Raw genomic sequence first — 12547 nt, forward strand, 5'->3', positions numbered from 1 at the left:
CAAGGTGATGGCGCAACGGAGCACCCCGTGATGCCACATGTCTCAGCCGGGTATCATGAAGTCACGAGCTTGATAGGTAAAGTTTCGATTCCATATCTCTGTGATACGAATCTCCAGTCGTTCCCCATATACGGAAGTCGCGAGAATAGCCCTTGATAAAGGCAAGCAGATCCGGGTTGATCACATCGGCGTGAGTGGCGAGCACGCCGTGCGGGTAGCCGGGATAGACCGCAGCGTTGCGTTTTTGACGAGCTTGGTCGGCGGAGGAACGCCCCCCACAAGGACTCAGCCCCGCGATTGACGGCCGGGTGGGAGTAGAATTCGCGCTAGGAAACGTCATTCGCTAGTTGATTGGCTATTGTTAAAGCCCAGTTTTTACGGCGCTTTATATTTTGTCTTGAGTACCATTTTTGGAATTTCGCCGTGGAAATTAAAGTCAACTTTCTCGATAAGCTACGTCTCGAAGCCAGGTTCGATGACTTCACGGTAGTGGCAGACCAGCCTATCCGTTATAAGGGCGACGGCTCGGCGCCTGGACCCTTCGATTATTTTCTGGCCTCATCGGCCTTGTGCGCAGCTTACTTCGTGAAGTTGTACTGCGTAACCCGCAATATTCCTACCGAAAATATCCGTCTGTCGCAGAATAATATTGTTGATCCGGAAAACCGGTACCAACAGATTTTCAAGATTCAGGTTGAGTTGCCGGCGGACATTTCTGACAAAGATCGCCAGGGTATTTTGCGTTCCATCGACCGTTGCACGGTCAAAAAAGTGGTACAAGCCGGACCCGAGTTTGTGATTGAAGAGGTGGAGAATCTGGATGCCGATGCCCAGGCGTTGCTGACGCTAAATCCCGATTCCGAGGCTCGCACCAGTATTCCAGGCAAAGACCTGCCGTTGGAGCAAACCATCGCCAATATGTCGGGTATCTTGGCGGACTTGGGCATGAAGATTGAAATCGCTTCGTGGCGCAATATCATTCCCAATGTGTGGTCGCTGCATATCCGCGATGCACACTCGCCGATGTGTTTTACCAATGGCAAGGGATCGACCAAGGAAAGCGCGTTGGCGTCGGCGTTGGGAGAGTTTATCGAGCGCCTGAATTGCAACCATTTCTATGGCGGCGCGTTTTGGGGCGAAGACATCGCCAATGCGGAGTTTGTCCATTACCCGAACGAGCGCTGGTTCAAGCCCGGCCGTAAGGACGCGCTGCCGGCTGAGATTCTGGATGCGTACTGCCTGGAGATTTACAACCCCGATGGCGAGTTGCGTGGCTCGCATCTGATCGACACCAACTCCGGCAACGTGCAGCGCGGTATCTGTTCGCTGCCGTTTGTGCGGCAGTCGGACGGCGAAGTGGTTTACTTTCCGTCCAACCTGATTGAAAACCTGTATGTCAGCAATGGCATGAGTGCCGGTAATACGCTGGCCGAAGCGCAGGTGCAATGTTTGTCCGAAATTTTCGAACGAGCGGTGAAGCGCGAAATTCTGGAAGGTGAAATCGCCTTGCCTGATGTGCCGAGCGAAGTGCTGGCGAAATACCCTCGCATTCTGGCGGGGATTCAGGGATTGGAAGAGCAGGGCTTTCCGGTGCTGGTCAAGGATGCGTCGCTGGGTGGGACCTATCCGGTAATGTGCGTCACCTTGATGAACCCGCGCACAGGCGGTGTCTTTGCTTCGTTCGGCGCGCACCCAAGCTTCGAGGTGGCGCTGGAACGGAGTCTGACGGAATTGCTGCAGGGGCGTAGCTTTGAAGGCCTGAACGATCTACCTCAGCCCACCTTCGTCAGTAACGCCGTGACCGAACCAAATAACTTCGTCGAGCACTTCATTGATTCCAGCGGCATAGTGTCGTGGCACTTTTTCAGCGCCAAAGCGGACTTCGAATTTGTCGAGTGGGATTTTTCTGGCCAGGGCGGAAACTCCAACGCCGACGAAGCAAAAACCTTGTTCGGCATTCTCGAAGACATGGGCAAAGAATCTTACATGGCGGTGTATGACGAGCTGGGTGCCGTCGCCTGCCGGATTCTGGTGCCCGGTTATTCGGAAGTTTACCCGGTAGAAGATTTGATCTGGGATAACACAAACAAGGCGCTGTTGTTCCGCGCCGATATTTTGAATTTGCATCGACTGGACGATGCCGCCCTGGCGGCACTGCTCGATCGGTTGGAGAACAGTGAGCTGGACGAGCACTCCGATATTGCTACTTTGATCGGCATCGAATTTGACGAGAATACGGACTGGGGGCAGCTAACAGTTCTCGAGTTGAAGCTGCAGATTCATCTCGCCTTGCAGCAATTTGAGGCGGCGCAGGAACTGGTGGGCGCTTTCCTGCAGTACAACGACAACACGGTCGAGCGCGGATTGTTTTACCAGGCGTTGAATGTAGTGCTGGAGGTGCTGCTCGATGACGACCTCGAACTGGACGACTACGTGGTCAACTTCCGCCGGATGTTTGGCAACGCCCGGATGGACGCGGTAATGGGGGCAGTGGACGGCAGCGTGCGCTTCTTCGGATTGACGCCAACGAGTATGAAACTGGAGGGTCTCGATAGGCACCACCGACTGATCGACAGCTACAGAAAATTGCATAAGGCACGGGCCAATGTGGCGGCCACAACCAGTTAGGGGCGCGGGTCATGGCTGGATGCGATCATGCTGTTCATACATGGAGTCGCGGGCGCGGATCTTATAGGACTTGTCTTGCGCGTTGGCGTTCAGCAGTAGCGGGTGGGTTAGCTTCACGGAGTGCAAAAGCCTCAACCATTCGCTATAACTCTGTACCAGAAAACCTCCTGAACGCTCCATGTATTGCTGGCGGCAGGCTGCATAGACGTTCCGTAGTGCAAACCATGGCACGTGCGGAAGGTCATGCTGTACAGCATGATAGTTGTTGTCGTAAAAGCAGGCGTCTGGCACCGAGTGATTCTCCAACTCCCGTGCGACCTGTTCGACAAACGGCCGATGTTGAGCAACTCGTATTCGACCTTGACCGTAACCGTCTGGAATAGAACCCGAAGCCCAAGCGTTGTACGAGCGAGAGCGAAGGCCATTGCGCGCTTCGCAAGCCGGGGTTTCTGCCCGACAGTCGGTTCAAATGGAGGGCGCCGGCTGCAAGCCTCCATCTGCCGTAACGTCAACTCGAGGGATGCAACGATTCATGGACAATACAGACGGCCGCACCATCACATCCGACGCCTCTGGCGTTTCCACGGAGCCCTATAACCCGTTGGACAAAGTGGAAACCAACACAATGAAATTCGAGCGCCAGAGCGGAAACGGCGACCGGTACTATGAGCGGCCGGCTCAGATCGATAGCGCCGCCGATGCGGACCGAATCATCGGCACGGACAGTGAACATTTCCGCTTGGTGGAAAAGCAGGATTATTTTTATCGCGCCATGCATCGCGATGAATACGACGCCTGGCAGACCCTCTTCAAGCAGACTACGCCGGAACTACGCGCCAAGAAATATGTAGAGCTCAGGGCTTTGCAAATTAATGGGCATCAAGGGTGGGCCAGTCACCGACAGTATTCGGAAGAGTATCTGAGCGAAAAAAACGGCTACACACATCTGCTCGAGGTTCATGCTCCGGGATTTGTCTCAGATATGAGAAGTATTGGATACAAAAGCGGGAAAGCCGAATCTGGCGATTTGTCTTGGGGTTTGGGCCTGGCATCCAGCAATTCTTTCGGCCCTGACAAGAGTGCAAATAAGATGCTGAATAAAACCTACGAAGACGCCAAAACGAAGGGCCTCCTGCTGTTGCCGAGTGGTAAAAAGGCTCAGCCGAAAGAGATGGCCAAACTGTTGGCCCCCTATTTCTTTTGCAAAGATATGAAGAGCATGAAAACGGTCAATATCCGTTCGACCCAAGACAAGCCGAAGGCCGGTTAGCGCTGCAACGTGAAGAATGGCGGGGAGACGGCAAATAAACTTTGCGGCCACCAGGGTATCGAGGGCATCCGAATCAGGGGCGTCGCACCGCCAGTCGCACTCGGGCTCGCGATGATCCAACGTATGTGCCGCGAACGGGATCGACTACACGCAATCGTCGACAGCCTCGTGGCGTTGCTGCTAAAACACTGAACCGGGCTGTTCTTCGAGGAAAGCATCCCCATTCCCGATCTGTTGTTCGTGAGGATGTCGGCTCTTAACGTCCGTTTGAAGATTTCCCCGCGGAACAGTCCTGCTCGCTGAAGTGCGCCCCCACGGTCTGCCTTGCACGCGATAACCGGCTCATGATCGTTCCGATGGGCACGCCTAATACCTCTGCCGCCTCGCTGTAGCTAAGCCCCGCAACCGCTACCAGATGCATGACAGTACGTTGCCCTTCGGGCAACCGCTCGACCGCTCCGATGATTTGACGGTTCATCATGTTTTGTTCGGGCGTGCATGCGACGGGGTCTGCGATCGTATCGAGAAGGGCGTCATCCCACTCGACACGACCGTTACTGCGGATCTTGCGCGCCCGCAGTTCATTGATCCATATGGACTGGATGATCGAAAACATCCAGCTCAATGGTGCGGTGTCCTGGCGAAGCTGGTTGGAGCGCTCCAACGCTCGAAGGCAGGCACGTTGCAGCAGATCCTCGGCGTCATGCTGATTGCCGCTTAGGCGCAGTGAAAATGCCCAGAGTCTCGGCAGCAAGTCGGGTAGCAAATTGGGTAAGTCGTCTGCGGCGGTCATCTACATAGTTCCTCGCCAAGTCCTTTGCGGCCGCAAATCAGTGTGACCATGAGAGCATTTTCGAGGCACCCGTTAGTGCCCCCCGCGGTAACTTACAAGCCAGGGAAATTGGTCGCAATTGGTTTTCCTGATCGCGGCAATAGGTACCGCCGCGCAGTTTTACAAGGGAGGCGTCAGCAATGTCGTGGTGTTAGAAAGCGCGAGCGAGATCGTGAAGGTCATGAATAGAGTTGAACTGCCGGCACCGGATTCAGGGATGCTGCGGGAAGGCCGACGGAGCTTGGAGAAAATCGCCCCTATTTTGAGGCACAAAATGAGTTTTCGTAGTGAATCGAAGCATATCGTTATGCGATGAATGACTGAATCAGTGGTCGGGTCGATTACGGGGTGAGTTGCGATGCGTTGCACGCTGCATCCGACTCGGAATCATCCGCGCCATCTGCGTTGCGAGTCGTAAACCGTGATGTTCGATGTCGCTACGTAAACAGTTGGCATATCGAAATTATTCCGTGATCATCGCGTTGCGCTATGCGCAGCCGTGCGTAGATGTCGGCCTGACAGCGATATTTTTCTGCGACCTCAATCAATCACCTGATGTCGAACCTGCAATTCTCTATTTCAATGGAACACTCACCAATACGTACCAGCTCGACCTCGTGAGCGAGTGAACGGAGTTCAAGTGTTGCGCGCGAAAAATCTTGCGCCGGCAACGACCGGCGAGAAGCTCACGTCACAGTGTGAGCGCGGACGCTTTGGACTTTTCGGCAGACTCCGGGAAGCTTGCGGGTCGAAGCAGATTCATCACCCGAACGAGCCGCGGAGTGCCTTCCTGATCAACTCTCTCATATCCCTGCTCCTGTTTAGGTACGTGGCTCGAGCGCGCCTGTCGGGCGCCGCTCGCAACGGACGTTACTGCAAGGTCCGGTGTGAGTTCGTGAAAGATTTCCGCCGTTTGAGCGATTCGTCGCTCGACCGGCGAAGCGCTGCTGTAGGACAGACACGGATGTGGAGCGGTGCCGGAACGCGATCATCGCTCAACGAGATTTTTGCCTCTCCGGAATACCGCATCGAGCCAGGTGTTATGAAGATTGACGGCCTGGCGAAACCTCCTTCGTCGCGCGATTTGAGAGTCCTTATGCCTGACCACTACAATCTTCTGCTCTACTACGATGGATCGCCGGAATCCAGATCGGCACTATTGCGCGTGACCCGTTTGGGAAATGCATTGGCCGCTACTGTTCATGTACTGTCGGTTGTGGATATCGATTCGGTCGTCGGCTACTGCATTGGTTTCGTATCGGACATGGCTTGCCGGCACCTTGAGGACGAGGCCAATCGGGTCTTGAACGAAGCGCTGCAGCATCTGGGAGACAGCGGAATTGTTGCACGCGGACATGTAGCGGCCGGTAACGTTGTCGATAACATGGCCCGGTTCGCAGGTCTGCTCAACGCTGACCTGCTCGTGCTAGGGCACCGCAATCCGCGGGGACTAGCAAGCTGGTTCAGCAATCTGTCCCGTCATGCGGCACTTGTGGAGCGCGCCGTAGGGCGTGTCGTTATTACTGTGCCACTGGATTAGACGACAGCGTCAGATAAAAATCCTCGTCTCGACCCGGGAAGAGAACAGGCCGCGAAACAAGCGCTCGAGAATAAAGTGCGGGCATTGACTGTTAGCCGGAAGAGTGAACCATTCATCGACAGCCAATTGATCTTTTGGAGCAACCGCCATGTCACGTGCACGAAGCCGTCTGCAACTGAGACGGACGCGGCAACCCTTGATGCTGCACGAGCGTCTGATTGCGTCTGCCGCAGCCTCGCCTGATGCCATTGCGTTGATTGCCGGAGACGATGAATGGACCTATGATCGTCTGACACGGTATGTCATACGGTTTTCACAGGGTCTGTTCGCCCAGGGTCTCAGACCTGGCGATCGCGTTGCGCTGCACCTAACGAACAAACCGGAAACCGTCGCCGCGTTTTACGCGTGCATGTTGACAGGCATGATTGCTGTGCCGCTGCCTGGCCGGGTCACCCGCGAGGAACTGGAGCCGCTATTGCGGCAGTCGCAGGTTTCGTTATATCTGGGCCAAAGTGATCCAGACGGCGCGCTCGCGGGCGTGGATGCTTCGATTCTCGACCTGGGCAGGCGCTTTCTGGTAGACGGCTCGCCGCTGTGCACGCGCGCCAGAGCCTGGAGCGAGTTGACCTGGCAGCAGGCTGACGAGGTGCGGTTCGCGCCCGTCCACATCGATCAACCGACGCTTCTGTTCTCGACGTCCGGCACCACGCGAGACTCGAGGTTCGTCATCCACACTCCTCGCATGGTGTGCGCGATGACACAGGCATGTCAGGCCATGGCGTCGCGACCGCGCGAGGTCGCGCTGGTTGCCGCGCCGGTGATGCACGCGGCGGGACTTTTCACTGCTCTGGCAGCGCTAGCGTCCAGTGGTACATGTGTCCTGATGGACCAATTCGAACCAGCGGGTGCGCTCGATCTGATAGAACTGCACCGTTGCACGATGATGATAGGGTTGCCGTTCATGTATTCGGAGGCGATCGCCCGCCAGGTTGAAGCGCCCCGCAACGTCGCGTCACTTCATACATGTCTCGTCGGAGGTGACGCGTTGCCACCGAGTCTGCAGGGAGATTGCTTGCGGGTGTTCGGCGTGAGGATGCGCGAGTTCCTTGCGTTCGGCGAAAGCTCGGATTCCTTCGTTTTCGAATTCGATATCGCTCCCGTTTGCAATTGACGCCGCCACAGCATCCGAAAATATCTAATCAGCCCTTGCGGATCGCCGATAGATATTGATACGTGAATGAAATGGACAATGAAAAACATCCAGTTCAAAGAGACAGTGCCCGGCCGAGTTGATCCCGTTGCGGCCTCGGACGCATCCTGCGCGTTGGACGGCTATCATGCCTTGGCCGGGGTTCCGTCGTGGTCTATCAGCATCATACTGACTTTACCTGTCCCGCTCACCCTCCCGCAATAGAGCGGTAGACTGCGTCGATCGCCTTGCCCGGATCGACTGGCGCGCCGAGACTTCGTAGCGCCGAGCCGTAAGCGACGAGCGCTGCAAGCACAGCGCTGAACGTCGCGTTGACGCCGGTATGATCGATAAGCACGATGCGGCCGTCGAGATCGCCGAAGCCGCGCCTGAGAGCGACACCGAACCGCGCAGCACTTTCGAGCAACGCGTCGCCATCGATGCCTGGCGGAACCGGCGCGGATGTGGTCAGCGCCGAGGCTGCTCCATCATCGGCGATGTACGGTTCGATGCCCATTGCGCGCAGGCCCGCGCGGCTTGCCATTGAGGCACGCTGATGGCGCTCGATCAAATTTGCGATGCCTTCAGCCTCGACCCGGTCGATAGCGGCTTCCAAGGCCCAGAATTCCAGCGGTGGAGGCGTGCCGGCCAAGGCACCTCGTCCTTGATCTAGCCACGCCGCTTTTATGCTGGCGAGAGAAAGACTCGACGGGGCAACATGGGGCGTTTCCCCGATATGTGCCCAGGCCCGGTCGCTTATCGCCACGACTGAAACCCCAGGTGGCCCGGCGAGCGCCTTTTGGGCGCCAATCACCATCATGTCGATCCCCAATGAGTCCATGTCGAGGGTATGGCCGCCTACGGACGCGACTGCATCCACGACGCACAAGGCATCGCGCGATCGTGCCAACGCGGCAATTCCCTTTAGCGGATTGAGCGCACCGATGGAGCTCTCGCCGTGAACTGCAGCGACGATATCGATATGGCCCAGGCGATCGGCTGCAGTCCTTACGGCTTCAATCGAAACCGGCTTACCGGATTTGGCGAACACGTCGTGGACAACGGTACCGCCGCGCCGCAACCAGGAACCGAAGTACCTTCCGTATCGGCTGGTGACAATATTGAGCGCCGCGGTGCCCGGTCGCGCGATGCTGGATGCGGTGGCTTCCAGAGCCAGGATGGCTTCCGCCTGGACGAAGACAACATCGCTGGCGGTGGCAAACAGCTGCTTCAGGCGATCCGCGAGTGGTGCATAGCGATCGGCAGGATAGACCGGAGCGTCGAGAAGAAGTGGCGATGCATGTATGGGCATAAGAGAGAACCTGATTTGATATGTGGGTTGAAGCGGTCTTGTCGGCTGGTGTAGCGTCGAGACAAGAGCGAGCGTCAGAGCGGCAGGATGAGATAGCAGCCGCAATTACTCCACACGTTGGCACCGCTTGCGACGATCGACCTGACGAGACGTTCCGCACCATTCATGATGTTCCTTTCCTGTTGAGATACCCGGCAACTTCTTTAAACACTTTGGGGAGCGACTTTATTCCTTCGGCGAAATCGTGCGCTTGGGCGAGGGGCTCGTCGGTGGGGAATAAATTGGCGATCAGCGATGTTTTGCATATGTAGGCGGATTCACCGGAGCGGCTCAGACACGAATTGCATCCGTTGTGCGACGTTGGTTCGGCGAACTGGAACATCACCTTTGCTAATTCAGGAGTTTGGATGTCGCGGATATTTCCAGCTAAAGGCGCCGTTATCATCGGCGCAGGAATGAGTGGGCTGGCTGCAGCGCAGGCACTCGCCGATCACTTCGAGCGGGTCATCGTACTGGACCGGGACGATCTGCCGTCCCGGGCAATTCCACGCCCTGGCGTGCCGCAAGGCAGACATGCGCACACTCTGCTTTCTGGTGGCCTGAGTGCGCTATGCGATCTGTTCCCGGACTTTGCGTCCAGCATTGCGCAAGCGGGAGCTCATGCTGGAGACTGTGGTCTTCATGTCCGATCTGAGTTTCCGGGGCCGCAAACTCTTCCGCGGCGCGAACTCGGTGTGCCGTTCTTTCTCATGACGCGCCCGTTGCTTGAACTCACGGTGCGGCACTGTGTGCAGGAGCGGAAGAATGTAGTTTTTCGCAGTGGATGCCGTGTTGTCGGCATAGCCGCTACGCCCGATGGAGATGCTGTCGCGTCGGTGTCTTTCTTGACCCGCGAAGGGGAACTGGAGGTAGCGCACACAGACGTCGTGGTGGACGCATCCGGCCGCGGAATACCCACACTGAACTTCCTTAAGTCGATAGAGAGACCGGCCCCGGAAGAAACGATCATTGGTGTCGATTTCGGTTATTCGAGCGCTGTCTATGAAATACCGGCTAAAGCTCAGCCCGATTTCAAGGCTCTGTCAACGATGCCGAACGCGCCCGAGCACAGCCGCATTGGTGTGATGCAGCTGCGCGAAGATGGCTACTGGTCTGTCGTACTTGGAGGGCGTGGCAGTGATTTTCCACCTGCCGGCAAGAAGGAATTCCTCGCGTTCGCCTCAGGTCTCGAGACCCCCACCTTCTACCACGCCATCAAAGGTGCGACGCTTCGCGGCGAGATCGTTCAGTATGGGTTCCCTGAAAGCCGGCGGCGGCACTTTGACCGTATGCGAGATTTCCCGCGTGGCCTGATCCCGATCGGCGACTCAGTGTGTCGTTTCAATCCGGTTTACGCACAGGGAATGAGCGTCGCCATACAAGAGGCGGTGGTACTGCGAAATCTGGTCGCTGGACAGGCAACACAAGACGAGTCGTCCGCAGGGCTGGGTCAACAATTTCTCTGCGCGATAGAACCGGTTATCGAAAGCGCGTGGTCCTTGTCAGCGCTTCCAGATCTTGGCTATCCGGACGCGAGAGGGGAACGCCCCGCCGGTCTGGAAAGGGCACTTGAACATCGGGCCGTGCTCAATCGTGCGGCATGCCATGACCCCGATCTCCACAAACTGCTGATCGAAGTTACGCATCTGATCAAGCCTGTGAGCGCGCTATATTCACCTGACGTCGTCCGGAGGGTGACAGAACACCGGCATCCTAATCTGGAAGCATCCCTTGCAGCCTGATTGAACAGCGCCTTCGCAACGTAAAGCTAACGCTGCTATGGCCGCACGTTAGCCAAAGGGGAGTGGCCGCCAAGTAGCGGCCTAGCTCGCTAGCGGTGATGAGAAGCAGGTTGGTCCGCGCGTGGCGTAGACCATAGTTTCATTCTGAAATGCGATGGGACGCAGTTAAGGCGTTGCCGGAACGCACTGGTCATATGTGCATGGGAAGAAAAACCCGCGGCCAAGGCGATCTGTGCGAGATCGGAAAGCTCGCCGGCGAGCAAATCTCTCGCCCGTGCGATCCTCTGATCAAGAACATGGGCATAGGGCGACTTGCCCGTGGATGCGCGGAAACAACGCGAAAACGCGCCTTCGGACATCCCGAGTTCGGCGGCCATCATGCCAATGCTGAGCTTGGAGTCGAGATGCGCTTCGATGAAATCCTCAACGCGTTTGAGCCGGTTGCTGGTGAGCCTTTTTTCCTCGGGATTGCTTCGTGTTGAAATGACCGTCTGAGCACGTTCGACCAAAGCGGCTGAGAGTTCCTCCAGTATCAACGCATCGTCGGAACCCGGTCTGAGAAGCTGCTGACGGATACGGTGAGCCAAGGCAATGGCCTCAGAATCTATGCGATCGCTGAAGGGTTCGGTTCCTTCATTGCCGCTCGCGCCACGTACCGACAAATATTCTCCACCCCGTCCGGAGCACGAGTACACATCGCATCCTGTCGGGACGAAAGCGAGTCCGTTGGGGTAGGCGCGGAAAGGCAACACTCTGTCGCTGGCGAAGGCGTGAAAGCCCTGCTGACTGTCGAAAGCAAATCCCACCACGGGGCCCTCGGCGACGTAGCGAGCAAGATAGGCTTGCCTTGGCAGTAAGGCCAGGGTCCATCGTCCCGCGCTTCGCTGCCGGACATTCTCCGCTTTTTGTGGGGTCATTTTCGCTTGCTCTTTCAGGCCAAAAGGTCAGAATTCTGAAAACAGCTGGATGAGCAGTGTGCCAGTATCTCCACAGCTATGGAGGGCACTGATGAAACTACCCAATCTCGATGAATTGGAGGCCGCTGCATCTCTCGTTTATCAGCAAATGCAGCCGACGCCTCAATACGTCTGGCCACAGATTTCGAAACATCTCGACGCCACCGTGTGGTTAAAGCACGAGAACCATACGCCCACCGGAGCGTTCAAGGTTCGTGGGGGCATCACTTTCATCGACTGGCTGATGCGTAATCAGCCGCATTATCGAACCATCGTCACGGCAACTCGCGGGAATCACGGACAGAGCCAGGCACGCGCCGCAACGCTTGCCGGTCTGCGCACAACCATCGTCGTTCCCTATGGTAACTCTCGTGAGAAGAACGCCGCCATGCGGTCGTTCGGAGCTGACCTGGTCGAGCATGGTGTGGACTTCGATGCGGCTCGCGCTGAAGCGACGCGGATCGCACAGGATAAAGGCGCGTTTGTGGTTCCTCCCTTCGATCGTCAGGTGATGCTTGGGGTCGCAAGCTATGGACTGGAGTTGTTCAAGGCTGCGCCGGCTCTTGACATCATTTACGTTCCGATCGGTTGCGGCTCGGGAATATGCGGGATGATCGCGGCGCGCGAAGCCTTGGGTTTGACGACAGAAATCGTGGGTGTGGTTTCGACAGAAGCGCCGGCGGCAAAACTTTCCTTCGAGGCGGGGCGACTGATCGAGACCGAAACAGCCCGCACTTTTGCCGACGGCCTTGCCGTGCGGGTGCCCGTTGCTGAAGCTTTCGATATCTACTCACGCGGCGCAGCCAGGATCGTTGCAGTCAATGATAGCGAGATCGCGTCCGCGATGCTGCTTCTGTACCGGATGACGCACAACGTCGTGGAAGGCGCAGGCGCGGCTTCACTTGCTGCGGCTATTCAGGAGAAAAATCGTAACACTGGCAAGACGGTGGGTGTGATTCTCACCGGTGCGAATGTCGATGCAGATATGTTCGTCAAGGTGCTCGACGGGCAGATACCACGGATTTAGGTGGACAAGCGG

General features: G+C 56.8%; 10 protein-coding genes. 7 read left to right on the top strand and 3 right to left on the bottom strand.

What is annotated here, in order from left to right:
• Window positions 1-423 precede the first annotated feature (423 nt).
• Window positions 424-2628, top strand: coding sequence for an OsmC domain/YcaO domain-containing protein (locus P3T24_RS02845; RefSeq protein WP_429432224.1), 2205 nt, complete (start codon window positions 424-426; stop codon window positions 2626-2628).
• Window positions 2629-3160: 532 nt separating this feature from the next.
• The gene (locus P3T24_RS02850) at window positions 3161-3898 is read left to right on the top strand and encodes a hypothetical protein (RefSeq protein WP_429432227.1); all 738 of its coding nucleotides are present in this window, start codon (window positions 3161-3163) and stop codon (window positions 3896-3898) included.
• Window positions 3899-4154: 256 nt separating this feature from the next.
• Here P3T24_RS02850 and P3T24_RS02855 read toward each other — a convergent pair whose 3' ends face one another.
• Window positions 4155-4691, bottom strand: coding sequence for an RNA polymerase sigma factor (locus P3T24_RS02855; protein ID WP_429432230.1), 537 nt, complete (start codon window positions 4689-4691; stop codon window positions 4155-4157).
• Between the two features lie 509 nt (window positions 4692-5200).
• Here P3T24_RS02855 and P3T24_RS02860 point away from each other — a divergent pair.
• The 3 genes from P3T24_RS02860 to P3T24_RS02870 all read left to right on the top strand — a co-directional run bounded on the left by P3T24_RS02860 (window position 5201) and on the right by P3T24_RS02870 (window position 7441).
• A complete protein-coding gene (locus P3T24_RS02860) occupies window positions 5201-5359 on the top strand; it encodes a hypothetical protein (protein ID WP_429432233.1) in 159 nt (52 codons plus the stop codon).
• Between the two features lie 266 nt (window positions 5360-5625).
• The gene (locus P3T24_RS02865) at window positions 5626-6270 is read left to right on the top strand and encodes a universal stress protein (protein ID WP_429432236.1); all 645 of its coding nucleotides are present in this window, start codon (window positions 5626-5628) and stop codon (window positions 6268-6270) included.
• A 148-nt stretch (window positions 6271-6418) separates the two neighbouring features.
• A complete protein-coding gene (locus P3T24_RS02870) occupies window positions 6419-7441 on the top strand; it encodes a class I adenylate-forming enzyme family protein (protein WP_429432239.1) in 1023 nt (340 codons plus the stop codon).
• A gap of 226 nt (window positions 7442-7667) precedes the next feature.
• Here P3T24_RS02870 and P3T24_RS02875 read toward each other — a convergent pair whose 3' ends face one another.
• The gene (locus P3T24_RS02875) at window positions 7668-8876 is read right to left on the bottom strand and encodes a pyridoxal-phosphate-dependent aminotransferase family protein (RefSeq protein WP_429432242.1); all 1209 of its coding nucleotides are present in this window, start codon (window positions 8874-8876) and stop codon (window positions 7668-7670) included.
• A gap of 302 nt (window positions 8877-9178) precedes the next feature.
• Here P3T24_RS02875 and P3T24_RS02880 point away from each other — a divergent pair, with 302 nt between their 5' ends.
• Window positions 9179-10552, top strand: coding sequence for an FAD-dependent oxidoreductase (locus P3T24_RS02880; RefSeq protein ID WP_429432244.1), 1374 nt, complete (start codon window positions 9179-9181; stop codon window positions 10550-10552).
• Between the two features lie 89 nt (window positions 10553-10641).
• Here the strand turns inward: P3T24_RS02880 and P3T24_RS02885 are convergent, their stop codons facing one another.
• The gene (locus P3T24_RS02885; protein WP_429432247.1) at window positions 10642-11469 is read right to left on the bottom strand and encodes a helix-turn-helix domain-containing protein; all 828 of its coding nucleotides are present in this window, start codon (window positions 11467-11469) and stop codon (window positions 10642-10644) included.
• A 91-nt stretch (window positions 11470-11560) separates the two neighbouring features.
• On the opposite strand from P3T24_RS02885, the gene P3T24_RS02890 reads away from it, so the two are divergent.
• Window positions 11561-12535: a threonine dehydratase gene (locus tag P3T24_RS02890; RefSeq protein ID WP_429432249.1), complete on the top strand. Its 975-nt coding sequence runs from the start codon at window positions 11561-11563 to the stop codon at window positions 12533-12535.
• The last annotated feature ends 12 nt before the right edge of the window (window positions 12536-12547 follow it).

Origin of the sequence: Paraburkholderia sp. GAS33 (assembly GCF_050436645.1) — a bacterium.
Taxonomy (GTDB): Bacteria; Pseudomonadota; Gammaproteobacteria; order Burkholderiales; family Burkholderiaceae; genus Paraburkholderia; species Paraburkholderia phenazinium_B.

Coding starts and splice junctions, on each gene's coding strand:
- P3T24_RS02850 (WP_429432227.1), top strand. CDS start 3,161: ATGGACAATACAGACGGCCGCACCATCACATCCGACGCCTCTGGCGTT.
- P3T24_RS02855 (WP_429432230.1), bottom strand. CDS start 4,691: ATGACCGCCGCAGACGACTTACCCAATTTGCTACCCGACTTGCTGCCG.
- P3T24_RS02885 (WP_429432247.1), bottom strand. CDS start 11,469: ATGACCCCACAAAAAGCGGAGAATGTCCGGCAGCGAAGCGCGGGACGA.
- P3T24_RS02880 (WP_429432244.1), top strand. CDS start 9,179: ATGTCGCGGATATTTCCAGCTAAAGGCGCCGTTATCATCGGCGCAGGA.
- P3T24_RS02870 (WP_429432239.1), top strand. CDS start 6,419: ATGTCACGTGCACGAAGCCGTCTGCAACTGAGACGGACGCGGCAACCC.
- P3T24_RS02890 (WP_429432249.1), top strand. CDS start 11,561: ATGAAACTACCCAATCTCGATGAATTGGAGGCCGCTGCATCTCTCGTT.